Origin of the sequence: Neorhodopirellula pilleata (assembly GCF_007859915.1) — a bacterium.
GTDB lineage: Bacteria > Planctomycetota > Planctomycetia > Pirellulales > Pirellulaceae > Rhodopirellula > Rhodopirellula pilleata.
Window position 1 is genome coordinate 76,418 of record NZ_SJPM01000017.1, and the last position, 23,321, is coordinate 99,738.

General features: G+C 55.5%; 24 protein-coding genes. 18 read left to right on the forward strand and 6 right to left on the reverse strand.

Annotated elements, in window-relative coordinates; genetic code table 11:
• Positions 1 to 537, reverse strand: a complete 537-nt coding sequence (locus tag Pla100_RS26240; RefSeq protein ID WP_146581635.1) for a Uma2 family endonuclease — start codon at positions 535 to 537, stop codon at positions 1 to 3.
• Positions 538 to 801: 264 nt separating this feature from the next.
• On the opposite strand from Pla100_RS26240, the gene Pla100_RS26245 reads away from it, so the two are divergent.
• Both Pla100_RS26245 and Pla100_RS26250 read left to right on the forward strand, forming a co-directional pair.
• Complete coding sequence (locus Pla100_RS26245; RefSeq protein ID WP_197168246.1) at positions 802 to 1,983, forward strand: PQQ-binding-like beta-propeller repeat protein; 1,182 nt, start codon at positions 802 to 804, stop codon at positions 1,981 to 1,983.
• A 54-nt stretch (positions 1,984 to 2,037) separates the two neighbouring features.
• Positions 2,038 to 3,369 (forward strand): Gfo/Idh/MocA family protein, encoded by a 1,332-nt coding sequence (locus tag Pla100_RS26250; RefSeq protein WP_197168247.1) that lies wholly within the window; start codon positions 2,038 to 2,040, stop codon positions 3,367 to 3,369.
• A gap of 110 nt (positions 3,370 to 3,479) precedes the next feature.
• On the opposite strand, the gene rsmH is transcribed toward Pla100_RS26250, so the two are convergent.
• The 4 genes from rsmH to Pla100_RS26270 all read right to left on the reverse strand — a co-directional run bounded on the left by rsmH (position 3,480) and on the right by Pla100_RS26270 (position 6,284).
• Positions 3,480 to 4,427, reverse strand: a complete 948-nt coding sequence (gene rsmH, locus Pla100_RS26255; protein ID WP_146581639.1) for a 16S rRNA (cytosine(1402)-N(4))-methyltransferase RsmH — start codon at positions 4,425 to 4,427, stop codon at positions 3,480 to 3,482.
• Positions 4,424 to 5,470, reverse strand: coding sequence for a sugar phosphate isomerase/epimerase family protein (locus tag Pla100_RS26260; protein WP_146581641.1), 1,047 nt, complete (start codon positions 5,468 to 5,470; stop codon positions 4,424 to 4,426). The genes rsmH and Pla100_RS26260 overlap by 4 nt, the downstream gene beginning before the upstream one ends.
• Positions 5,471 to 5,552: 82 nt before the next feature.
• Entirely contained in the window at positions 5,553 to 5,933 is a 381-nt protein-coding gene (locus Pla100_RS26265; protein ID WP_146581643.1) for an acyl-CoA thioesterase, read from the reverse strand.
• Between the two features lie 9 nt (positions 5,934 to 5,942).
• Entirely contained in the window at positions 5,943 to 6,284 is a 342-nt protein-coding gene (locus tag Pla100_RS26270) for a hypothetical protein (protein WP_146581645.1), read from the reverse strand.
• Positions 6,285 to 6,698: 414 nt separating this feature from the next.
• On the opposite strand from Pla100_RS26270, the gene Pla100_RS26275 reads away from it, so the two are divergent.
• Positions 6,699 to 9,710, forward strand: coding sequence for a DUF1553 domain-containing protein (locus tag Pla100_RS26275; protein ID WP_231603629.1), 3,012 nt, complete (start codon positions 6,699 to 6,701; stop codon positions 9,708 to 9,710).
• A 9-nt stretch (positions 9,711 to 9,719) separates the two neighbouring features.
• Positions 9,720 to 11,108: a DUF1501 domain-containing protein gene (locus tag Pla100_RS26280; RefSeq protein ID WP_146581647.1), complete on the forward strand. Its 1,389-nt coding sequence runs from the start codon at positions 9,720 to 9,722 to the stop codon at positions 11,106 to 11,108.
• Between the two features lie 143 nt (positions 11,109 to 11,251).
• Here the strand turns inward: Pla100_RS26280 and Pla100_RS26285 are convergent, their stop codons facing one another.
• Complete coding sequence (locus Pla100_RS26285; RefSeq protein ID WP_146581649.1) at positions 11,252 to 11,914, reverse strand: hypothetical protein; 663 nt, start codon at positions 11,912 to 11,914, stop codon at positions 11,252 to 11,254.
• 177 nt (positions 11,915 to 12,091) lie between these two features.
• Here Pla100_RS26285 and Pla100_RS26290 point away from each other — a divergent pair, with 177 nt between their 5' ends.
• The 14 genes from Pla100_RS26290 to Pla100_RS31245 all read left to right on the forward strand — a co-directional run bounded on the left by Pla100_RS26290 (position 12,092) and on the right by Pla100_RS31245 (position 23,242).
• Positions 12,092 to 13,288 carry a Gfo/Idh/MocA family protein gene (locus Pla100_RS26290; RefSeq protein WP_231603631.1) on the forward strand — a complete coding sequence of 399 codons (1,197 nt, stop codon included), beginning with the start codon at positions 12,092 to 12,094 and terminating at the stop codon, positions 13,286 to 13,288.
• Positions 13,289 to 13,317: 29 nt separating this feature from the next.
• Positions 13,318 to 13,635, forward strand: coding sequence for a Yae1 family protein (locus Pla100_RS31235; protein WP_231603633.1), 318 nt, complete (start codon positions 13,318 to 13,320; stop codon positions 13,633 to 13,635).
• A gap of 101 nt (positions 13,636 to 13,736) precedes the next feature.
• Complete coding sequence (locus Pla100_RS26300; protein ID WP_146581651.1) at positions 13,737 to 14,330, forward strand: hypothetical protein; 594 nt, start codon at positions 13,737 to 13,739, stop codon at positions 14,328 to 14,330.
• Positions 14,311 to 14,862, forward strand: coding sequence for a hypothetical protein (locus Pla100_RS26305; protein ID WP_146581653.1), 552 nt, complete (start codon positions 14,311 to 14,313; stop codon positions 14,860 to 14,862). Before Pla100_RS26300 ends, Pla100_RS26305 begins: the two co-directional genes overlap by 20 nt.
• A gap of 639 nt (positions 14,863 to 15,501) precedes the next feature.
• Positions 15,502 to 16,242 carry an Rpn family recombination-promoting nuclease/putative transposase gene (locus tag Pla100_RS26310; RefSeq protein ID WP_146581654.1) on the forward strand — a complete coding sequence of 247 codons (741 nt, stop codon included), beginning with the start codon at positions 15,502 to 15,504 and terminating at the stop codon, positions 16,240 to 16,242.
• Between the two features lie 612 nt (positions 16,243 to 16,854).
• Positions 16,855 to 17,211, forward strand: a complete 357-nt coding sequence (locus Pla100_RS26315) for an alpha-L-fucosidase (RefSeq protein WP_146581657.1) — start codon at positions 16,855 to 16,857, stop codon at positions 17,209 to 17,211.
• A gap of 762 nt (positions 17,212 to 17,973) precedes the next feature.
• Positions 17,974 to 18,393 (forward strand): hypothetical protein, encoded by a 420-nt coding sequence (locus Pla100_RS26320; protein WP_146581659.1) that lies wholly within the window; start codon positions 17,974 to 17,976, stop codon positions 18,391 to 18,393.
• Positions 18,394 to 18,529: 136 nt separating this feature from the next.
• Complete coding sequence (locus Pla100_RS26325) at positions 18,530 to 18,853, forward strand: hypothetical protein (protein ID WP_146581661.1); 324 nt, start codon at positions 18,530 to 18,532, stop codon at positions 18,851 to 18,853.
• 132 nt (positions 18,854 to 18,985) lie between these two features.
• Positions 18,986 to 19,996: a hypothetical protein gene (locus Pla100_RS26330; RefSeq protein ID WP_146581663.1), complete on the forward strand. Its 1,011-nt coding sequence runs from the start codon at positions 18,986 to 18,988 to the stop codon at positions 19,994 to 19,996.
• A gap of 343 nt (positions 19,997 to 20,339) precedes the next feature.
• Entirely contained in the window at positions 20,340 to 20,744 is a 405-nt protein-coding gene (locus tag Pla100_RS26335) for a hypothetical protein (protein ID WP_146581665.1), read from the forward strand.
• Between the two features lie 60 nt (positions 20,745 to 20,804).
• On the forward strand, positions 20,805 to 21,251 hold the full coding sequence (locus Pla100_RS26340; protein WP_146581667.1) for a hypothetical protein: 447 nt from the start codon (positions 20,805 to 20,807) through the stop codon (positions 21,249 to 21,251).
• Between the two features lie 148 nt (positions 21,252 to 21,399).
• Entirely contained in the window at positions 21,400 to 21,777 is a 378-nt protein-coding gene (locus tag Pla100_RS26345) for a hypothetical protein (RefSeq protein ID WP_146581669.1), read from the forward strand.
• 387 nt (positions 21,778 to 22,164) lie between these two features.
• Complete coding sequence (locus Pla100_RS26350; protein ID WP_146581671.1) at positions 22,165 to 22,674, forward strand: hypothetical protein; 510 nt, start codon at positions 22,165 to 22,167, stop codon at positions 22,672 to 22,674.
• Positions 22,675 to 22,834: 160 nt separating this feature from the next.
• Entirely contained in the window at positions 22,835 to 23,242 is a 408-nt protein-coding gene (locus Pla100_RS31245; protein WP_197168251.1) for an SUKH-3 domain-containing protein, read from the forward strand.
• Positions 23,243 to 23,321 lie beyond the last annotated feature (79 nt).

Below are 23,321 nucleotides of genomic sequence, written 5' to 3' on the forward strand. Positions count from 1 at the left end.
CTACCGGAACAGTTTAGCGACGTCGATCGATAAGATGCAATCGTCGCAAACCTGAACGGTTACCTGTTCGTGATGGTCTGTACTCTCGTACCCGCCATCGGCTTGTAATCGCAGTCGGGTCACGCGGTTAAGATCAGGATCCAGAATGAGGTAAGTACTCACACCTTGAGATTCGTACAAATCCCGTTTGAAGTTCAGGTCGTTTTGCTTCGTCGATTCTGACAGAACTTCGGCGGCTAGTCCTGGCGGCGATTGCAAGTGCCGCTCGGGAGGATCGCCGCAAACAATGATGACATCAGGTCGCACGACGGTGTCATCGCTGATAATCCAATCCAGTTCGACAATCGCCTCGGCCGAGCACCCAGACTTTTCGATGGCGACACCCAAGGCGAAATGTAACCTTGAAAGAACCGCTTGATGTCTCCCGAACGGACTCGGGCTCATCGCAATCGCAAATCCGTTCCACAACTCCCAATCCCCTCTCCAATGTTGGTAGTCGTCGATCGTATAGCGTGGGAGCAAGCGTTCGGCAGACATGTTTCGTGATTCAAAAAGGTAGTTAGCATAACCCACACTCCATCCTAGCTGATCGACCAATTCGTTGTCACGTCCCTGGAAAAGGTGTCAGGGCTCTTTTCCGGTGTTCGTCGAGTCACATGCGAATGAATTGATGTTCAAGGTACGCAGGGTTACGCTATGCTCGTACTTCTTGATACCGACACCTTACAAGAGTCAGCACCTCCGTTTCCGCATCAGATGGTTTCACATAATTTGTCCCCAACGATACGCCTAGATCGCTTCGTGGTCGCTGTCGCCTTCTTCGCTCTCGTTGCTTCGGCATCGGAGGGCGAAGACTGGTTTCGATATCGCGGCCCGGATTTGAATGGGATCAGTTCGGAATCAATTTTATCGGTGCCCTGGGATGCGGACGGTCCCGATGTTCCCTGGCGGACTCAGGTCGGAACGGGCCTTTCCTCCGTGGCAATCAGCGAAGGTAGTCTCTACACCATCGGGAACGAAGCGAACACAGATACGGTGGTTTGCTTGAGCACGCACGATGGCGAGGTGTTTTGGAAACACTCCTATCCGTGCCCCACCGATCCGAACGAATTCGAAGGCGGCCCGACCTCGACGCCGACCGTCGATGGCGATCGGGTTTACACCTTGAGCCGAACGGGCGACCTCTTTTGTTTTGACAAACGAACCGGCGATGTCGTTTGGTCCACGAATGTGGCCGAGGAGACGGAAGTGCGAATTCCAGCATGGGGGTTCGCAGGATCGCCCTTGGTGTATGGCGATTTATTGATCTTGAACGTGGGCGACGCCGGAGCCGCATTTCAAAAATCCGACGGCACCCTGGTTTGGAAATCCGATGACAAAGATTCCGGCTATGCGACGCCGGTGCCTTTCCAAGACAAAGCGATCATCTTGGCTTCGGCGCGGTCCTACGTGGCTGTCGACGCGAGCACAGGCGGCGAATTGTGGAGGCAGCGATGGTTGACCACTTTTGGCTGCAACGCCGCCGATCCGATCATCCAGAACAATCAGGTTTTCCTGTCATCGGGTTACAACCGCGGCAGTGCACTTTTGAAAGTTCAAGATGGTGAACCGGAAGTGGTTTGGAAGAACAAAGATTTGCAAAATCAAATTAGCACCAGCGTGCTGATCGACGGTCACATTTACGGAATTCACGGCGATGTCGATAACGGAACCGAACTACGCTGCATCGAGTTTGCGACGGGCGAGCTAAAATGGGCGACCGACGCCGTCAGGCCAGGCGGTCTTTCCGCAGCCGGTGATCGATTGGTGATTTTATCGGGTTCCGGAGAACTCGTGATTGCCGGTGCGAATGCCGCTCAGTTTGATCCCGTCTGTCGCCATTTCATTCTTGACGAGAAATGCTGGACCGCGCCCGTGGTCTCCCAAGGTAAAATTTATTGCCGCAGTGTCCGAGGCGACCTGGCCTGCATTGTGGTCCAATGACTTTTCAATCGTCGTTTTCGATCTGGTTTACTTTCTTTTCATCTTGATCTTCCCATGACCATTGCACGTCGTCAATTTCTTCAATCGACCGCCGGTGCGTTGACCGCGGGCGCTCTTATCGCCGGTTCCCCCGCCGTTCATGCTCAATCGAAGACGAAACGATACCGGACCGCGTTGATCGGTTCAGGTTGGTGGGGAATGAACATCCTCAAAGAGGCGATGGCGGCCGGCAATACGAAAGTGGTTGCCTTGTGCGATGTCGACCAGGACAAACTAGAACTCGGCGCTGAAGAAGTCGAGGACCTCTCCGGCGATTCCCCCAAGACGTTCACTGATTTTCGTGAGTTGCTTGATAAGCAAGAGATCGACATCGCGATCGTGGCGACGCCTGATCACTGGCATGCTCTCAACACGATTGCCGCGATTGAAAAGGGCGCTCATATTTTCGTCGAGAAACCAACCGGGCACACGATTCATGAAAGTCGTGCGATGCTCAACGCCGCGAGGCTTAATGACCGAGTTGTCCAGGTCGGACTGCATCGACGTATCGGACCTCATTACGTTTCAGGAATGAAGTTTTTGAAAGACGGCGGCGCTGGTGACATCGGGATGGTTCGAATGTTCGTCCACAGTCGAGGCGGTGAAGAACGTCCGACACCGAACAGCGAACCGCCGGAGCAATTGGACTGGGACATGTACTGTGGTCCCGCGCCGATGCGTCCTTTCAATCGAAAGATCCATCCAGGCGGTTTTCGAAACTTTCTCGATTTCGCCAATGGGACTTTAGGCGACTGGGGCGTGCATTGGCTCGATCAAGTACTGTGGTGGACCGACGAGAAGTACCCGAAGCAAATCTATTCCACCGGTGGACGCCCGGTTAGCGGCGAACCGGTTTTGAACGAAATGATGCAGACGACCGATGCTCCCGACAGCCAAATCGCGACCTATCAGTTCGAAAGTTTTACAGCGACCTGGGAACATCGTAAGTTTGCCGGCAGCCGGCCCGGGCAGCCTAGCGTCGGATGTTACTTTTATGGGACGGAAGGAACGTTCCACATGGGTTGGCGAGACGGATGGAGTTTCTTCCCGGCCGATTCCCGAAAGCAAGTGATCCACGAGAAGTCCCAGCACAAAGAACCGGACGGTCACAGCATCGACCTGTTGTGGGCGGATTTCACCAACGCGATCGAATCCAAATCTCGTCCCACGTGCGACGTTCAAATCGGACACGATGCGACCAACATGAGCCTACTGGGCATGCTCTCGTACAAACTCGGACGTAGCATCGAGTGGGATGGCGAGAAAGAACAGATCGTCGGCGACGCGGAAGCCAACGCGATGCTGAAACGCCCCTACCGAGGCCCGTGGGTTTATCCCGACGCCTGACGTGAAGTTTTCGTTCGCGTCTCGGCTCTGTGACCTCTGTGCCTCCGTGTTTCAACGTTCGATGGTCTGCCCTGAATACCGCCGAGAACTTCGGTACCGAAACGCGCGGTCTAGCTTGAAGGGAGGGCCGTTCGCTGCGCGACTCTTAGCTTGGCACTGCGACTGCGTGGGTTGGCTTGCACTTCCGCATCCGTCGGACGCAGCGGTTTCTTTGTCAGCACTTCCCAGCGTGGGTCTTCGCGGAATGCGTTCTTGACGATTCGGTCTTCGAGTGAGTGAAAGCTGATCGCGGCGATCCTGCCCCCCGGTGCGATCCAATCCGCCGCTGTAGCGAGTGTGCGCTGCAGAATCGCGAGTTCGTCGTTGACGGCGATTCGCAGGGCTTGAAACGTGCGTGTCGCCGGGTGGATGTCGTGGTTCTTGGATCGGGGAACGCACCGACGACAAATTTCGACCAAGTCGCCGACCGTTCGCACGGGCTCACGTTGTTTCGAACGCAGACAAATTTGCCGCGCGATTCGGCGGCTGTATCGTTCTTCACCGAATTGATAAATCGCGTTGGCAATGTCGGTTTCGTCGGTATAGGCCAACCATTGATACGCGGGCATGCCGGACTCGGGATCGAATCGCAAGTCCAATTCGGCGTCTTCGATCGTGAAGCTGAAGCCTCGCTCACGGTCGTTGAGTTGATCACTCGAAAGACCTAAGTCCAACACCAACGCGTCGGCGTGGGTTCGACCACAATGGGCGAGGGCCGCCGGTGATTTCTCGTAACTGCCAAGGAACAGTTCGACCCGCCGATCACCACCGAGGGCATCGGGGCGGTCGTCGCGGCGGATCACGGCGGGGTCACGGTCCATGCCGATGATCAACGATCCAGTCGAATGCGGCGAGCCAGCCGAATCATCATCATCGTCGGCGAGCACGTCCAAGAGCAATCGTGTGTGTCCGCCGCCTCCGTAGGTTCCATCGACAATGGTCCGCGGTCTGATTTCGCCGACCCAATGCACGATTTCATCGGGCATCACGGAGACATGTTCTGTCGCCGGTTCGCTCATCGAGATTTCGACTCGGCCGGTAACGACGCGAGTACTTCCGACATGGTTTGGTTGCAATCCAAAGCGGCGTCCATTTGCTGAGCTACCTTGGTAAGGCGTTCCAGATCGCCGCCGCCGACTTCCGCCGCCAACCAACCGGTGAAGCCGATCTTGGCAAGCGCCGTTTTGACCGACGGCCAATCGATGTCGCCTTCAGTGATGTCGGTGAACTTCCCGCTATGACGCGAGAAGCCTTTGATGTCGAGTTTTTGAATCCGATCGCCGAGTGTTTCGACCCAGGCTGCCACGTCGCCGTACTTCCAGTGGTTGCCCAGATCAAATTGAACGCCGACGGTATCGGTGCCGAATGAATCAACGAAATTCGCCAGTGGCTCGGCCGACTGATTCGAGTCGCCGTCATGGTCGTAAAGAAAATGGTTCCACACGTTCTCAATTAGAATGTGCACGCCTAATTGATCCGCCAACGGAATCGCTTGGGAGATCGCATCAAAGGCCCGCTGTTTAACTTCTTCGGGAGTGCCGTCGTTTCCGTGACCGGGCACGATCAAAAAAGTCTTGGCACCTAAGTCGTGTGTTTGTCGCAGCGATTCAACCAGAAACGCTTGAGCTCGGGCCCGCACTTGTGGATCGGGGTTGGTGTGAGTGGTCTGCCAATGGTAACCGCCAACCGTTCCATCGACTTCAATTCCGACCTTTTCAGCGGCGGCCTTGAAGCTTACCGCGTCCAGTCCACCCGTGGTGTTCGGTTCAACACCCGTGAACCCCGCATCTTTGGCAATTTGCAGCTTGGTAACCCAATCGCCCCATCGCTCTGTTTTGGGGACCTGAATCATGCCCGCTTTGACGGTCTTTCGGAGCCAAGGCTCAGAGGATTCGCTCACGACGCTTAGACCTTCCGGGACGGGAGATTCGCGAGGCGATTCAGGTTCGTCGGCGTGCAGCCCTGCCCTGCCCTGCCCCGCCGTATGCAATAGACCGCCGGCAAGGACGACGCGGGATGTGGTCGACAGGAAGTCGCGACGCGTGGTTGATGAGTGATTCATGTCGGGATTTTGGATGTTGAGATCGTGGTGAAATTAGCCTGAACGCCCGGGTCAACTCATCCGAATTGAAAAACCGGACCGCTCATTGTATCAACGATTCGGGTACCCGTTGCAAACGTCCCTGCCGGTCGATAACCGCCAAGGTGACGGTAGCTTGAACCAAGACTTGATCGCCGCGTTTGATTTCGTACTCATGGACAATCTTAGCAGCGGTCACGTTGACGATGCGAGTCGTTAGCTCGATTTGATCGTCATACCGGGCCGGGCTTTTATAGCGGCAATCGACCCGAGCGACGACGACAAACAGCCCGGCTTCCTCGACATCGCGGTAACGACCACCGGCCGAACGCAAGAACTCGGTTCGGCCGATCTCAAAATATCTCAGGTAGTTCGAATGATGGACGAACCCCATCGGGTCGCATTCGTCATACCGAACGCGTAATTGAATGGTTTGCTGCTTCATGCGAGCAGATTAGACGCTCGCACACCACTTGCCACCCTGGCGCGTGACCAAATTTTTGAGGGCCGCGAGCTCGACCAACGGTTCGTGGATCAATAGCCAACTGACTTTTCCCTCAAATCCATTTTCAAAAGCCGCTTGCTTGACCGACTGCACATGGTCGAAGGCAGGTGAATCCGCGAAGGCAGCATCGGTGGGAATCGCGAGGACCAGGTTGCAAGTGTCGCGAAATTCGGCATCTCGAAGGAAACGTTCGGTCGTCGAATACAATTCGCTTATCGCGACCGATCCGCAGTCGATGGCAATCAATTTTTTGTCTGGCAGATCAAGGGTGCGGAACAGTCGCCGTCGCATGTGGGCGACTTCCAATGGATCGGCGACAGTTTTCGAGCCAGGTTGGGAAACTGCAGGCTCGGTCAAAGAAATCGCTGAAGCTAAAACAGTCGCTAACGTACTCATCTCTTGATTCCACGCGGGATAAATCGGGATGCGACACTGCACCCCTCCATCGTTCATCAGCTCAGCAAAATCTGTGCCCCAGTAACTTGAAGCGAGTTTCCCGCCCACCGACAAAGGGTGGCGTCCTTCCGTCGCCCGTTTCCCAGAAATCAGGTTGGCGACTGAAAGTTGCCATCACGGGGCTGCAATGGAAAATTAATCTCCACCGAGCTGCAAATTCACGGTAAACTGAGGGTCCACCCCGAAGCGGAGTCACCGACCTCCCCTGCCCCGCCTCCTTCCCGCCGTCATCTGGAGACGATTGATACCGTGCGCCAGCCTACCCCTTCTTCGTTTCGCCGATGTTTGTCGGGAAGCTTGATTGCCATCGTCGTGGGGTCGTTCTCGATCTTGATCGCGGCTGAGCCGGACGCATCCGCCCCGAATCCGGAACATGTTTCGTTTTTCGAATCGCGAATCCGGCCGGTTTTGGTCCAGCACTGCTATGAGTGTCACTCCGACCAAACCGACGACGTGGCGGGATCGCTGTGGCTCGACTCGGCCGGCGGAATGAAAGATGGCGGTGACAGCGGTCCGGCGATTGTGCCCGGGGATGTCGATGGCAGTTTGTTGATCTCGGCGATTCGATATGAATCCTCCGAAATGCCGCCGAGCGGCCGGTTACCTGATCCGGTAATCGAAGATTTCGAAAAATGGATCCGCGATGGAGCCGTCGATCCACGCAGCTCTGCGGATCTACCCGGCCGACGGCTCGCCCCTTCCGGAATCGATCTCGAAGAAGGACGAAAGTTTTGGGCTTTTCAACCGGTACGATCTTCGACCATCCCCGTGATGCAAGCCGATCAAAAACCGGCCGACTCATGGATCGATGCTTTCTTGAATGATGCGTTGTCTCATGCTGGTATCATTGCCAATGAAGATGCCTCGATCGACGCTCAACTCCGCCGACTCTCGTTCGATCTAACCGGTTTGCCGCCCAGCGAAGATTTGATCGAGTCTTGGCGGTCCGACCCGAGTGAGCGTCATTGGATGAAAATTGTCGACGAACTACTCGCGTCGTCTGAGTTCGCCGAACATTGGGCACGTCATGAAATGGATGTCGCCCGATATGCCGACAGTAACGGTGCCGACTTCAATGCGACCCACCACGACGCCTGGCGATATCGAGATTACCTCGTTCGTAGCATCGCCCGCGACGTACCGATCGACGAAACCATCCGGCAACAGATCGCCGGCGACTTGTTACCATTCGCTACACCGGAGCAGCAGTACGACCAATTGGTCGCGACGACGTTCTTAATGATCGGCACAAAAATGCTGAGCGAACGCAACAAGACCAAACTCATCATGGATGTCGTCGACGAACAGATCGATACCGTGGGACGTGCTTTCATGGCGTTGACGCTCGGATGTGCCCGCTGCCACGACCACAAATTTGATCCCGTTGCCACGGAAGATTACTACGCCTTGGCCGGGATTTTTCGCAGTACCCGGTCGCTCGAAGGCGAATCGCAAAGATACGTCAGCACGTGGCGTCCGACTCCACTACCAGCATCTCCGGATTTGATCGCCGCCCATGCGGCATACGACGCCAAAACGAAAGAGCTTCAACAGGCGATCAAGAAACAGAAAAGCGAACTGGAATCACTCCAAGCCCCCCAACCCGCACTCGAAGGCGTTGTGATCGATGATCGCGAGGCCGTTCAAGATGGCCAGTGGACCGAGTCGACCTACATGCCCGGCTTCATCGGCGAAGGTTACGTTCACGACAACAATCGCGACAAAGGCGAGCGGTCGATTCAATTCCAAACCGCCCTGCCCGCCCCCGGCGATTCGGACTCGGCCGGCGGAGCGGCAACGAAAATCGAATCCGCAATGCCGACTTGGGAAGTTCGCTTGTGGTACTCGCCCGGCACTACACGGGCGGCCAATATCCCGGCGACGATTCAGATCGGCGAACAGACCCACGAGTTGACGATCGACCAGCGGCAATCGGGCAACAAGGTCACGTTCTTGGTACTCGGAAGATGGAAAGCCGATTACGGCAGTGAACTCCGGTTGCGAATTTCCAATCACAACACGACCGGTTACGTGGTTGTCGATGCACTGCAAATCGTTCAGTTAGATGAATCCCAAGACGATCAAGCGGCAGGTCCCGACTCGGATCGGGTCGCCCGGATCGATTCGATCCGGCAACAACGCCAAGCTGCGTTCAAGAACGAAATCAAACGCCTTGAAGACGAATTGACCGCGCACAAAAAGATTGCACCGGAACGGTTGCCGCACGCGATGGCGGTCGCCGATCTTCCAGCCTCGCAATGCCGTGACTGCGAGGTCCACATTCGTGGCGAAATTAACAATCTAGGCGAGCCGGTCCCTCGCGGCTTCTTAAGGGTTTGCGGCAACGGCTCGTCGGTCATCCAGGCCGATCCATCATCAGGCCCGCTTTCTCAATCGAGCGGTCGGTTGGAACTGGCGGATTGGTTGACCGATCCCGATCATCCACTGACCGCACGCGTTTCGGTCAATCGCATTTGGATGCACCTGATGGGTGAAGGGATTGTCAGAACGGTTGACAACTTCGGCTCTCGCGGCGAACGCCCGGCCCATCCTGAGCTTCTCGATGCGTTGGCGATCGAATTGATCCGCAGTGGATGGAGTCGCAAGCAACTGATCCGCCAGATTGTTTTAACGAACGCCTACCGCCGCAGTTCCCAAGACAACCCGGACGCGGCGTCGATCGATCCCGAGAACCGTTTACTGTGGCGTGCCCACCGACGGCGGTTGACGGCCGAATCGATTCGGGACGCCATGTTGGTCGTATCGGGAACATTGGATCGTTCACCCCGATACGACACTATGCGAAGCTACGGCGTGTTGGTTAGCAATAACAACGCGGATTCGAAAGCCAACAAGGTGGTGACGCTCGCTGACCCGAAACGAACCATCTACCTTCCGATTATTCGCGGCGAGATCCCGACGTTGCTTTCGACGCTCGACGCCGCGGATCCGGATCTGTTAGTTGGCAAACGACCGACGACCAACGTACCCGCCCAAGCATTCGCGTTGATCGGAAGCGACGAAGTGCGACATTGGGCTAAACTGACGGCGCAGCGATTGGTAAACGAGGTGCCTGCGGAACAGGATCGCGTCGAACCGGTTTATCGGCGGGTGTTGCAACGTTTTCCACAATCCGCTGATCGCGACTTGGTCAACGCTTGGATGAACAGCCCGGCGGCCAGTGAGATGGACGAAATCACACGTTGGCAATACTGGATCGCGGCCATGTTCGCGGGCACCGAATTTCGCTTTTTGGACTAAGGACAAACCATGCAAACTCAACGGCACTCCCCTGCCCTGCTCCGCCGCGACATGATGGCGACGACCGCTTTTTCGATCGGTGCGTTGTCGGTATCGGCATCGGCCCCGAGGATGACGTGGGCCGGTCCATCAGCTGATTCCGGTGTCACATCGGGGCTTCATCATCCCGCCCGGGCCAAGCGGGTGATTTTTTTGTTCATGCACGGCGGCCCGAGCCATGTCGATACGTTCGACTACAAACCCATGCTCGATCGTGACGACGGCAAGCCGTTGCCGTTCGCCCTGCCGGCCGCGATTGACGCCAAACCGACGTTGATGAAAGGCCCGTGGAAGTTCGCTCAGCACGGCCAAAGCGGTTTGTGGGGCAGCGACTTGCTACCCGAAATGAATCGTCATTTGGATTCCTTGTGTGTGATTCGTTCGATGCACACGCGTGGTCAATCCCACGGCCAAGCCGTCGGCATGGTCAACACGGGCAGTGACAACTTCGTCCGCCCGAGCTTGGGTGCCTGGATCAGCTACGGTCTCGGCAGTGGTCATCCGGACTTGCCCGCGCACGTCGCGATCGGCCCGGCCACCGCTCACGGCGGTCCGCGAAACTTCGGTGCCGCATTCCTGCCCGCCAAACATCAGGCGACCGTGATCGGAAAGAACGGCAAGCCGGGTTCGGGCAAGATCGAGTACCTCGAGTCGGCCGACGAGTTCCAGTTCGACTTGGTCAATCAAATCAATCGCCAGCACCTTCATCAACTCGGTGGTGATCGCGAAGTCGAGGGTGCGATCGAAGCCGTCGATCTGGCCCGACGGATGCGGGCGACCGCTCCGACGGTCATGAATTTGGAAGCCGAATCAGAAGCCACTCAAAAAGCCTACGGCATCGGCGAAAAAGCGACCGATGCGTATGGGCGAGGTTGCTTGATGGCCCGTCGGCTGGTCGAGGCGGGGGTTCGGTTCGTCAGCGTCAGCAGTGGCCAAGTGTGGGACCAACACGGCAATTTAGAAAAAGGTCATTCCAGTAACGCCTTGGCGACCGATCGTCCGATCGCGGCCTTAATCGCCGACTTGAAACAACGCGGCCTTTGGGAAGACACCCTGATCGTGTGGGGCGGTGAATTTGGACGCACACCGGTGGTGCAAGGCAGCAACGGGCGAGATCACAACCCGCAAGGTTTCACGATGCTGCTCGGCGGAGGAGGCGTTCGACCGGGAATCGCCTACGGCGAGACCGACGAATACGGTTACCACGCGGTGCGAGACCGGGTTCACATGCACGATCTGCACGCCACGATCTTACACTTACTCGGGATCGACCACGAACGCTTGACGTTCCCCTACGCCGGCCGCGACTTCCGCCTGACCGACGTGCATGGGCGGGTGGTGAAGGATTTGATCGTCTAACGGGCTGTTTTTAGTTGCATACCGAATCACAACCATTAGCCGATGGGCGTTAGCCCCGGTTAACGGCCGTGTAAACCGCCGCTAACGCGGTACGGCTAATTAAATCAACAGCCCGCTAGCCACGGGCCTCGCTTGTCGACGTCTTACCGCAAATCATCCCGATCGATCACTGGGTTGGCGGAACCTTGACTGATCAAGACCATCAATCCTTGTTGCGGGCGGTTGGCGTTCATCGCGACGCGATCGAACGGCACGCCGTAGCACGCGTAATTACCCGTGGCGGTGTCGAGCACATAGACGACCGAGAAACCGACCGGTCGGTTGCTGCTGCGGGGAAAGTCCGCCGTGCCGGTCGCCATGATGTAGGTCCCGCCTTTGCCGTCGGTGCCCAACGCGTCGGCAACGTTACATGTGAACGTGGCCAAGAAACGTCCCATCCGCGGATAGACGACACTGCACTGCAACAGTCCGGAGTTGTGATCCAACACGAACAGGGCCTCGGTGCCTTCGCTGATCAATCCTGTCGCGAGTGAGTATTTTTCGCTGGTCACCGCCGCCGTCGCGTTGGCGATCGGCAAGTCGGACCATGGATTAGCGGACGATTTTTCAGCTTGTCGGCGGGCTTCGTCGGCCGCGCCGGCAAAGTACGTGGCTGCCCCGATGGCGGTGAGTGTGACGACCGCGCATCCGACCGCCCAAAGGCGGGAAACATTGAAAAAACCACTCAAACCACAGCACGAGGGTTTCGCGAGGGACTCGGCGGACACGGGCAGCGAGGTCGGATCGGATTCGGTTTCGTGGTTCATGACGGTGCTTGCAATCTCGGGCTGGAAAGGACGGGCGTGATGGGAACCGTTGCGTCCATTGTATCGGTTGGCCGTGGGCTTTACGATTGCAATTCGAAATTCGATTTTCGCGCTCCGTACGCGGCGGAAATCCTTCTTTTGATCCCAATCAACCAACTATCCACAAGAGAAATTGACATGGCGTTGAACTCCCCTTTGGCTCGCAAACTTCGTATGGGCATCGTTGGCGGCGGAATCGGATCGTTCATCGGTCGCGTCCACACGATCGCCGCAGGACTCGATAACCGAGCCGAACTGGTCGCCGGTGCGTTCTCAAGCGACCCACAACGGAGCAAAGAATCCGCCCCCGGTTACGGGGTCGACGATTCGCGAGCCTACGGCAGCTATGAAGCGATGCTGGACGCCGAATCTCGCTTGCCCGAAGACCAACGGATTGATTTCGTTAGTGTCACGACACCCAACCACACGCACTTTGAAATCGCCAAAGCCGCCGTCGAAGCCGGGTTCAATGTCGTCTGCGACAAACCGATGACGCTCGACCTCGATCAAGCCGAACAGTTGCTCAAGACGGTCGAGAACTCCGACGTCGTTTTTGCGTTAACACACAACTACACCGGTTACCCGCTGATCCGCCAAGCCCGTGAGATGATCCTCGGCGGAGAACTCGGCAAGATCAACGCGATCCGTGCCCAGTACATTCAAGGCTGGTTGGCCGAGAAACTTGAAGACAGCGATCACAAGCAAGCGTCCTGGCGAACCGACCCGTCCAAAAGCGGTGCCGCAGGTGCCTTCGGCGACATCGCCACCCACGCCTTCAACCTGGGACGTTACGTCACCGGCGAGTTGCCTGAATCGGTCAGTTGCCACTTGAAATCGTTCGTCGATGGACGTGTTCTGGACGATTACGGGACCGCAGTGATTCGCTACCAAAGCGGCGCGATGGGAACCGTCACCGCCTCGCAAATCAGTCACGGACGCGAGAACGATCTCGAGATCGAAGTCGACGGAACGCTCGGTTCGCTGCGTTGGCGCCAAGAGAACCCGAATGAAATGATCGTCCGCAAGAACGGCAAGCCACATCAAATCTACACCCGCGACCCGAACGCGGAGTACATGAAAGACCTTGCCGCCTCCTCGTGTCGGATTCCCTCAGGACACCCCGAAGGATTTTTCAGCGCGTTTTCAAACATCTACGCGGCGGCGTTCGATGACATGGCCAAACGCGCCGAAGGCCAACCGTTTGAAAAGCGGAACACGATCTACCCGAACGTGTATGACGGCGTCGAAGGCATGCTATTCATCCAACAATGCGTCAACAGCAGCAAGCAAGACGCGGCGTGGTTGCCATTAAAACACGACGCCGCGCGGCGATAATCATTTCCGCTAAAACGGAGAACAAACAAATGCACGACCAACGCGAGAAAGCCCAACGAGACTACGATTGGGCCATCTCGGGTGCCCGTGAAGAAGGACGAGAGGTGGGACGTAAAGAAGGACGTAAAGAAGGACGTAAAGAAGGACGTAAAGAAGGACTCGAAGAAGGACTCGAACGCGGAATCATTGCCGGTCGAATCCAGACGCTACAAGAAATCCTCGGAGATGCACCTACGACGACGGCCTCCTTGACTGAACTTTCACCTGGATGCACTTACGACCCAACTTGCAGTGTTGCAGCAACGACTCCGCGATCGCCAAGCGTGACCCGTTTTCACTTACAATGACCGCAAGTGCATCTACGACTGCCCCGATCGGGTCTTGCTCCAGAGATCCGATCGGGTATGTCGATGGGTATTCTTTGTATCGAGCCTACTGGAGCCTGGACATGCTCGATCCAACCGGAACTAATTGTGAAGACAAGTGCATTGCTGCCGGCAATAAGCAAAATGTAATGTTTACCGGGTTCAGGCTCCGGCCAGCAAATAAGTCAACCAGTCCTGGAGTGTTAGATTCAGGAACTGGAATGATTAGCGACACGGATACACTTGCGTTAATTGCGTCTGTTGGAGGCATAGCAGCGTCTGCCGCTCAAGGGGTAACTTCTGCTATGATGCAAGCGGCAGAATCTCTCACGGATGCGGAACGAAGCCAGGGGTTGACGGACGCAGTGAATTCTGTGTTGGGAACAATTGATGGCGCAATGATGAAGCAAAAGAGCGTGAAAATCTGGATATCGGTGATGGGCCAGTGCTGCGAGGAGGAATCATGCTGTATTTTTGCGAAACGACTTGACTGGCAGGATCATCCCTTTTGGTTCCGTTGCGATGTTGGAAACTCTGGACCGAATGCTGGTGCAGGCATCGCAAGTTTCTCAAGCACTGACGTATCTGGAATTGCGAACGCAGTGAGCGACTGCACACGTAAAGCAATCGCTGGATTCGATTGTTCAAAGGGGTCAAATGCAGATCCTGTTAAGTAGTCCCGTTAGAGCAGTTGCAGTCTTCTTGGCTGCGATGCTGTTGTCCGGTTGTTTTGCCAAACGCGATTCCGCTCGCAGTAAGCTTCGCTCTTACCTTGAGTTGTATTCGTCGGGCAAATTATCCAGCAATGCCTTGGCTGCTTCCGATTACGAACTAATGCTGGGTCGTTTAGATGCGAGCCAAGATCCATATGTGTACTTGTTTCATGAGCGAATAGGCAACCAGTTAGTTGTCTACTGGTTCGGGGTAGACGAATTTGCTAACGAAATTGAGGTCGTCTTTGAAGATGGAACAGTGCTCCACAGCAATCCCAGCGAATATCGAGTTGGCAACAAACAATCTTTATCTATCGGTGAGCCACAATATTTTTCTATTTCGATTGCAGATAGAGTTGACGTTTCAAAAGTCGTTAAGATTCGCGTTAGTAACCGATCGAACGGGGAATCCAGCCGCGAGAGGAGGAGACTCGCGCCGGGGGCAGACGCGGGATTCGGGATTGAAGGACAGTTGAAATCCGAATCCGGAGTTTGACCCTTGCGAAACACCTTCCCGGTCTTGAGCAACTTGTTCCTCTCCCCTTACGCCGAAGGCGTTGTTAGCCATTAGCCGGTGGTCGAGCGAAGCGAGTACCACCGGACAACAGAACGCCACATCTCCTTTGACCCCGAACGGGGACGCAGCACATTCACTCCGGATGCTGCGCCCCCGTTCGGGGTCGACGTTCATTCATTTCTTCCCAATCCACAGGTACGCTGCGCGACCTGTGGCTAATTGCTTGGATCCCTTCGGGATGGTTGAGACAAGATTGCCGATCATCTTCCTGCCCTCAATCTTCCTGCCAGTAAACGGATGACTCAATAAGCGAACCAATCAACGGGGAGCCTGCCTACAGGGTCATCCCCATGTTTCGGGATTCAGAGCAGTGACTCGTCCACTGGATCAAGGTGAAGCAACGTTTCAACAGGCCACCGCAAGGTGGTCTTTTCTATTGGCGGACACGATCGTCCGCCATCGCTTGCGGCACGAAGCCGCACGGGCGTTGAATCCAAAGGGAGCCGAAGGCGACGCGGCGACACGATGCCGCCCGGCTAACACAGTTGGGAAGGCCAGCGGGAACACAAGACCGATTGATTTCGATAAGCTAATCGCATTCCTTCGATTCATTTCCCATTGCCGTTTGCTCACGTCATGCTGCTTGGTATCCGTCCGACGGTCGATTTCGCGTTCAAGATGATCTTCGGCTTGCCTCAGAATTCGGCCGCCCTGATCGGGTTGCTCAACGCGATTCTCGATCTTAAGCAGCCGATCGTTGCCGTCGAGGTTCTCAACCCGTTTAGTTACCAAGAGTTTGCCGAAAGCAAATTGATCGTGCTCGACGTAAGGTGCCGCGACGATGCCGGCCGTTGGTTGAACGTGGAAATGCAGGTTTCCGTTTACGCCGGTCTGATCGAGCGGCTCGTTTACTATGCCTGCAGCATGTACGTCGACCAACTGTCTCCCGGAAGCAACTATGCCCTGGCGTCCCCGTCGATCTCGATCTGCCTGCTCGATCGTGTGCTTTTTGCGAAATCAGAGCAGCCACACCATCGGTTCCAAATGATCGATCGCAAGAGCGGCAAGGAGTTATCCAACGCGATCGAAGTCCATACGGTAGAATTTCCACGATCGAAATCATTTCCGCCAAAACGGAGAACAAACAAATGTATGACCAACGCGAAAAAGCCCAACGAGACTACGAATGGGCCATCTCCGGCGCCCGTGAAGAAGGACGAGAAGAAGGACGGGAGGTGGGACGAGAAGAGGGACGAGAGCTGGGACGTGAAGAGGGACTTGAGCGCGGAATCATTGCCGGTCGGATCCAGACGCTGCAAGAAATCCTCGGAGATGCACCTACGACGACGGCTTCCTTAACTGAACTTCACCTGGATGCACTTACGACCCAACTTGCGACATTGCAGCAACGTCTCCGAGACCGCCAAGCGTAACCCAACTTCATTTACAATGATCGAAGCTGCATCTCCGATCACCCCGATCGGGTCTTGCTCCAAAGACCCGATTGCGTGTGTCGGAAGTCCACAGCATCTGGTTTGGTTTCATAATTCAAATCCGTTGCCTCCCCAACCGTCACGACGACAACCAGTGACACTCGCCACCGGTCAACAACCGTTATGCGGCTGGGATTTTGCTGCATCTCGCGTGCGGGTTAACCGACCTTCAAGCGTTCGTAAAGGGGAGGCTCGCGCCGGGGTCAAGTTGGGTTTTCGGTTTTCGCGAGTCACTGAGTTACCGCACTGACGCGACGAAGTCATCGCGATCTTCCAGCACGATTCGGTTTGGCATATCCGGCGAGATCGTCTACCTTGATTCGCTGATCGACGAAGTGGATGGCCGAGTCAAAGAGCTACAGGGATTCGATCAACAATATCGAATGCGCCCTGGGCCTGAAAACCGAAAGCCAAACCTGACCCCGCCGAAACCACGGGCGATAAAAAGAGGGTCGAGTGGTTTCAGGAATCCGTCGAGATGTTTGATGTCGACGTCTTCGCCGACGCTATCGAGCGGACCGGCGCGGCGTGGATCGTGTTCACGGCAACGCACCAGGGTTTCTACTGGTCCGGCCCCAACTCAGCGATCGATCGTATTTCGCCGGGACGAACCGCTGAACGTGATCTCTTAGGTGAGATCATCAACGAACTGGACCAGCGAGGCATTCGCACGTTGTTCTATTTGCATACCGGTTGCAACGGCTACGATCCGGTGGTGTGGCGGGAAGCGGTCGGTGCGAACGAACCGGACGGGCAGCGTTTCAGTGACAACATTGAAGCGATCCTCCGTGAGTGCAGTCTGCGGTACGGTGAAAAGCTGAAGGGCTTCGGGTAAGCGTTCTATCTCCCCATGTTGACAGGCGGTTTAGCGTGACAGGTTTGTTTCCACCTCCAGGAGAAAACCATGAACGCGTTTCCCAATCCCGAGCTCGCCAGGCAGTGGCGTGAGCGAATCATTCTGGGGGAGGGGGGCGTTGTGCGCGGTCGGTCAAAATCAGACTCGCAATCCGCTTCGCTGCGTTTCGCAATGGCCAAACCTCAAAACGCAGAACCGATTTCGTCCTTGGTGAATAATGCGGGTTAATGGCAGAGGCTTTGAAAACGCAATTGACAACTTGCTCTTTGGACAATCAATGCCAATGATCCGCCCAGATCAATCATCGGTCTCATGGTATGGGATCGTGTATGCACTAGGCGACGCCGGACTTTATAATTACTCCGAATAAAATACGTAAATCGCGACGAACCATCGCATGCACGGGAGTGGCGGTGGCCAGTCGATTTTGAAATCAACGTCAACTCCCGCCACCCCGTGATGCGGGTCGTTCGTCGGTGCTGGAGACCGCGAAGACCGACGCCGTCGTGTCTACGACTCCGTTGCGACGTGGGGGGCTGGATTAGTGTTCGATTAGCGCGGATTAGTGTTCCCGAAAAACAGGCTGCGCTGAACGCTAATCTGCACTAATCACACACTAATTCAACGTTAGTGATTTCCAGCATCAGGCAGTGCGATGCCTGAAATTGCTTGACGATGGCTGCGTGAGTCGGTACGATTGCGACTGTAGTGTGATCCCATTGGACACGACGAACTATCCCGATGCACGGCAGCGGCCAAGACGCTATTTTGGAACTTCAAACCTTTTACCGGCCGCTCCGTGATCGGTGGTGTTATTTGCTCGGAGAATTCGTGAAGATCGGTTGCCAATGCGGTGCGACAATATCCGACGCGACCGACTACATCGCCCACAAAGCACACCTCACGCCTGACCAAGAGATTTACGGCGTGTGGGATGGCGTTGACGGCGAAGTGATCGATCGGGTGGCGTCAGGTGAACTGACCGTGAAAGACGCATACATGGTATCGAGAAGGATCATGTCATCACCAACACGAACAATGTGGCAGTGTTTTGAGTGTGGGCGTCTATACATTGATGGGCCGGACGGTGAGTTGCACTGCTTTGTGCCTGAGAACGACGAAACCGAAAAGCGTATACTGCGAGCACGAGACAGCAAATAACAATGCGGTGAACGGGAGTAATGTGCTCTCCGCTACGGCGGTATGGCTACGCCATTTTACCGCCTCCGCTACGAGCCCATTACCCCGTTACCGCTGGCGTTCGTCGGACGAGAGCACCCATACGCCAGGACAATCAATGCCTCATCCATTCATCCTCGTTCTGCATTTTCCACCCGAGTCGCCACTGACCAGCGCAGACATTGAGGACGACATTGCTGAGGCCGTTGGGAATCCGCGGGACGACGAGGATGCCGATCACATCGTGGACGGAAACGAGATCGGTGACGCGATCGAAATATTTGTGTTTACGCGTAATCCCGCCGACGCATTGGAACTATGCAAGCCTCTCCTGCAAGAGGCAGGGCTGCTTGATACAATGATTGCCGCGACTCGAAAGGTGGACGGAGAGAGATTTGAAGTCCTGCATCCTTCGACGTACCAAGGTGAGTTCCGCCTTTGATGTGAAGGTCCGACGAACCATCGCATGCACGGGATTGGCGGTGGCCATCGGATTTTGAATACAACGTCAACTCCCGCCACCCCGTGATGCGGGGCGTTATGTCACTAAGGAATCGTCTTCACGGAGGTGAAAGTGTTTGATGATGTAATCCGCCAGCTTCGTCACCTCGAACGCGGTGTTCAGGTACCAATCAAGCTGGAGCTTGACGACAACGGCTATCTTGATCGTGTCTGCCCGTCCGACGAATGCGGGACACACTTCAAGGTCTTGTTCGACGATTGGCGCGATATCGTACGCGACGAAGAAGTGTTCTGCCCGCTGTGTCGACACGATGCGGAATCGGACGAATGGAACACACCCGAACAGGCCAAATACATCGAAGAAGCGGCGCACGCCTACGTCCAGAAACAACTTGGACAGGCATTCAAATCTGACTCCCGGAAATTCAATCGGAAGCAAAACCGAAACAGCTTCATTCAGATGTCAATGTCGTACAAGCAGGGGCGGATTCCTGTTCCTGTGCCCGCAATGGCAACGGACATAATGACTCAAGAATTCCAATGTGGTGAATGCGCGTGTCGGTATTCCTCTGTCGGAGCGGCGTTCTTTTGTCCATCTTGCGGCAACAATTCGGTGCTCGAAACGTTCTCCAACTCCGTGCAAACCGTCAAGAAGACGCTCGAAGCGCTTTCAGCGATTCGTGATGCATTGATCGAATCAACCGACGAAAACGTTGCGGAAGATTCAATCCGGCACATCTGCGAAAACGGCTTGGTCAAAATCGTGTCATCATTTCAACGCTTCGCAGAGGCTTGTTTTTACAAACTCCCAAACGCTAGCACATTTACCGTTCGTCGCAATCTGTTCCAGAATCTAACGGAATCTGACACGATATGGCGCGACGCAACGGGGACTGGTTACACCGATATATTGGACGCCAACGAATACCAATCGCTATCACTTTATTTCCAGCAACGGCACGTTCTCGCACATTTGGACGGCATCGTCGATCAACAATACATCGACCGATCAAATGACCGCCGATTTGACGTTGGCCAACGACTTACTATTGCTGAGTCAGCAGTCGCCAACCTTGCGGCCGTAATCGACAAGCTTGCGGTCGGACTCATCGCGCTAACGTGACATAACAAAGCGGTGAACGGGAGCCGCCGATGACGTCCAATTTGAAGTTATAGCTCTTTCGCGGCGGCCCCGTTACCGCCGTCGTTCGTCGGTGCTGCAACGCCCGTCCCCGGCCCGAATCCAGGACTGAATCAACACTCGTTGAACACTGGTTCGCCAACGTTCGATACACTGGCATGCGGCCAAACGCGTTCGAACTGTCGCCGTTGGGACACGACGAACAATCCGATCCACGGCAGCGGCCAAGACGCCGTTTTGAAACTTCAAACTTTTACTAGGCCGCTCCGTGATCGGTGGCGTTCGCCGACGAAAATTTGATCCGTGATCAGTAACGTGAAAACACATGCCTGTTCAATACGCGAAGACATACATTGACCGCGCAGTTGACGCGAATGATCTGTCGACGCTTTACAACTTGATCAACGTCCTTGATGCCGAACGTGACTTGGCAGAACCGCTACGCTTGTTCCTGCGTCTCTGGGAATGGATTGGGTCGACACGCTCTGGGGTCTGGCAATACTACGAGAACGTTCGGATTTCTGACTTCAACTCAATCGCGGCAATGATGGATCGGTGCCAATTGACGGAAATCGCCGCTCGGTACAGGGCTGGAATGGAATGCTGGGAAGAACCACGCTATTGTGACGACTTGGATAAATGGATCGACACCAACGAATCAATGCTCGAAGAGACTGCGATCCGGCTCATTAAACCACACCGCGAGCAACTCTACCCGAGCAAAGACTGACGAAACAAAACGCGGCGAACCAAGCGATGAACCGAAGTCGCGGAGCCGTCGTTTTTGACAATGGGAAATCATTCGCCGCGACTCGGTTATCGCGGTCGTTCTGGCGAAGCCCACGTGCTCGTGCTCAGTCGCGTAGCGACGGTGCTCGTAATCGTAATCGGAACCAGCCCTGATGACTGTGCAATCCTTCGACCACGAACGACTCGACGTGTATCGTTTATCGATCGATTACATACTCGCAAACAATGGCTTTGTACCGTAATTCAGGCCGTGCTGGTGACGACCAAAGGCAACAGCAATCATGATGAATCTGCGATGAAAGTGATGCAGTATCGGATCGAGGCGATGCCGACTCGGATGGCAATGAAATTCGATGGTGTCGCCGAGTCGAGCGCAGAGTATGATGTCGAGAATGCTGGAATCGATTACGATAACGAGCACCGCGTCGCTGAGTACGAGCACGAGACGCAAAACCAAAGAAACGCCAGAACAATGCCGTGCACCTAAGCGGCCGAATGGACGTTTACATCAACACTAAATCAACTCCGGCCGCTAGGTGACGGCTAGCGTTACCCGACAAAACTCATAACGCGATGGACATGCGTCATCCGGCGATTTGCGTCGCGACGGATACGACCGCTGATCGAAAGGCAACATGAAATTTGAACTCCCCGGTCAGTTGCGTGGCCCGGAATGCCGACGAGTGATTTCCCTCGCGATTGCACTTCGTCGTCGCTTGGAGCCTTGGTCTGCTTCCATTATTCACTCGGATATAGACACACTTTCGATCGTGCTGCGTATAGATGGCTCGCTCGGCACGTTCGGCCCTCCCGGCGTCGAGGGTGTGGCGGTCAATTCTGGCGTACTTGCATGCGATTTGGTGATCGAGGATTTTGGCTGGGATGGCGTGTCGGATGATCGGATTGACTCAATACTTGCCGAACGTGTCGTTGATGCAATTGCTGAGTGTTTTCGCCATGTCGGCTTGCCAGCACCATCCGCTGACCTTTTGGAAGTCGCAGACGGCGGGTAACCATCGCGTGAACCGGAGAACGCGAGCTGAGCGATTTGGCCGTTAGAGACTTTCCCTCGCGTTCCCGGTTACGCGTACCGTTCGTCGGTGCTGCAACGCCCGTCCCCGGCCCGAATCCAGGACTGAATCGACGCTCGTTGAACACTGGTTCGCCCACGTTCGATACACTGCCATGCGGCCAAACTCGTTCGAACTGTCGCCGTTGGGACACGACGAACTATCCGATCCACGGCCGCGGCCAGGACGACTTTTTACAACTTCCAACCTTTCACCGGCCGCTCCGTAATCGGTGGTGTTCGTCGGTGCTGCAACGCCCGGCCCCGACCCGAATCCAGGACTGAGTCAACGCTCATTGAACACTGGTTCGCCCACGTTCGATACACTGACATGCGGCCAAACTCGCTCGAACTGTCGCCGTTGGGACACGACGAACTATCCCGATCCACGGCAGCGGCCAGGACGCTATATTACAACTTCCAACTTTTCACCGGCCGCTCCGTGATCGGCGGTGTTCCCCGACTGAAGAATCACCGAGTTGCGAGTCTGCTGTCACCTCAAATGAATCTCGAATTCCTCCGTAGTCGAATTGTTGGACGAGAAGAATTGATCGCGGAGGGATATCCACACGATCCACAGGACGCGGCGCACGCCCGCGAACTATGCGAACACTTACAGAAAATCGTGGACGGTATTGAGTGGCACCGTTGCGAGGGCCGCCTGATGCCTGCAGAACTCTACAACAACATTGATCTGTTGCTGGTTGATCTCGAACGAGGTGGATCGATCAAACTGGATGACCTATTGGCCTGCGCAGACGAACTCGCACGGCACTACCAGTTCTCGAACGACCGGGTCATCGACATGGCCTCGTGGTGGCCGGAGAATCCACTGCACTGATGGTTCGGCTATGCGCAAGCCGAAACACCTGCATCACAATACATTACAATCGCGGGGAACAATGACATGCACGGGAGCACGGCTTGCGGCGTTTTTCGCAATGGAGAGTCAACCTTCCGTGCCCCGTGATGTCCGCCGTTCGTCGCGTAGAGAAGCCAAAGTGAACTTCCACATCTCAACCCGGGCGAGGCTCTACTTCGATCTTGCTGGCTTCAATAGTGACCGCGTCGTCCCCGTTGATCCCTGCGTGCCCCATGGCCATCCTGCTCACGGGTTGCTTGCACGCTTTGGTGGCTTGCGAATCGGCGTGAATGAAGACAACGAGATGCTAAGCGAGATACGAAACGACATTGCATTTGAGCCAGCCGAACGGTACGGCGAAATACACGAATGGGAAAGACTGCTTCGAACCCGGCTTATCTGTGTCGCCGAAACGCACCATCGCCATGGTCTGCTTTATTTGAGCGAGGATGAACGATTCTTTAACTTGAGCGGACAGCACGATGCAATGGGATTTAATCCCGCCTTATTCACCAAGCGCGCCTTTAGGGTAGAAACCATCGCGTGAAACGCTACGTTTATCGGTTCACTACAACCAACTCAAACGCAAAGCAGGATCACGCGATGGGTGAAGTACAACGTAACCT

Excerpts from the sequence above, each read along its gene's own strand:
- Pla100_RS26300 (WP_146581651.1), top strand. The coding sequence starts at position 13,737 with ATGCTCGATCCAACCGGAACTAATTGTGAAGACAAGTGCATTGCTGCC.
- Pla100_RS26335 (WP_146581665.1), top strand. The coding sequence starts at position 20,340 with ATGCCTGTTCAATACGCGAAGACATACATTGACCGCGCAGTTGACGCG.
- Pla100_RS26260 (WP_146581641.1), bottom strand. The coding sequence starts at position 5,470 with ATGAATCACTCATCAACCACGCGTCGCGACTTCCTGTCGACCACATCC.
- Pla100_RS31235 (WP_231603633.1), top strand. The coding sequence starts at position 13,318 with ATGCACGACCAACGCGAGAAAGCCCAACGAGACTACGATTGGGCCATC.
- rsmH (WP_146581639.1), bottom strand. The coding sequence starts at position 4,427 with ATGAGCGAACCGGCGACAGAACATGTCTCCGTGATGCCCGATGAAATC.
- Pla100_RS26325 (WP_146581661.1), top strand. The coding sequence starts at position 18,530 with ATGCCTCATCCATTCATCCTCGTTCTGCATTTTCCACCCGAGTCGCCA.
- Pla100_RS26240 (WP_146581635.1), bottom strand. The coding sequence starts at position 537 with ATGTCTGCCGAACGCTTGCTCCCACGCTATACGATCGACGACTACCAA.
- Pla100_RS26265 (WP_146581643.1), bottom strand. The coding sequence starts at position 5,933 with ATGAAGCAGCAAACCATTCAATTACGCGTTCGGTATGACGAATGCGAC.
- Pla100_RS26285 (WP_146581649.1), bottom strand. The coding sequence starts at position 11,914 with ATGAACCACGAAACCGAATCCGATCCGACCTCGCTGCCCGTGTCCGCC.
- Pla100_RS26305 (WP_146581653.1), top strand. The coding sequence starts at position 14,311 with ATGCAGATCCTGTTAAGTAGTCCCGTTAGAGCAGTTGCAGTCTTCTTG.
- Pla100_RS26320 (WP_146581659.1), top strand. The coding sequence starts at position 17,974 with ATGCACGGCAGCGGCCAAGACGCTATTTTGGAACTTCAAACCTTTTAC.
- Pla100_RS26270 (WP_146581645.1), bottom strand. The coding sequence starts at position 6,284 with ATGCGACGGCGACTGTTCCGCACCCTTGATCTGCCAGACAAAAAATTG.
- Pla100_RS26340 (WP_146581667.1), top strand. The coding sequence starts at position 20,805 with ATGGGAAATCATTCGCCGCGACTCGGTTATCGCGGTCGTTCTGGCGAA.
- Pla100_RS26350 (WP_146581671.1), top strand. The coding sequence starts at position 22,165 with ATGCGGCCAAACTCGCTCGAACTGTCGCCGTTGGGACACGACGAACTA.
- Pla100_RS26345 (WP_146581669.1), top strand. The coding sequence starts at position 21,400 with ATGAAATTTGAACTCCCCGGTCAGTTGCGTGGCCCGGAATGCCGACGA.
- Pla100_RS26250 (WP_197168247.1), top strand. The coding sequence starts at position 2,038 with ATGACCATTGCACGTCGTCAATTTCTTCAATCGACCGCCGGTGCGTTG.
- Pla100_RS26280 (WP_146581647.1), top strand. The coding sequence starts at position 9,720 with ATGCAAACTCAACGGCACTCCCCTGCCCTGCTCCGCCGCGACATGATG.
- Pla100_RS26290 (WP_231603631.1), top strand. The coding sequence starts at position 12,092 with ATGGCGTTGAACTCCCCTTTGGCTCGCAAACTTCGTATGGGCATCGTT.
- Pla100_RS26315 (WP_146581657.1), top strand. The coding sequence starts at position 16,855 with ATGTTTGATGTCGACGTCTTCGCCGACGCTATCGAGCGGACCGGCGCG.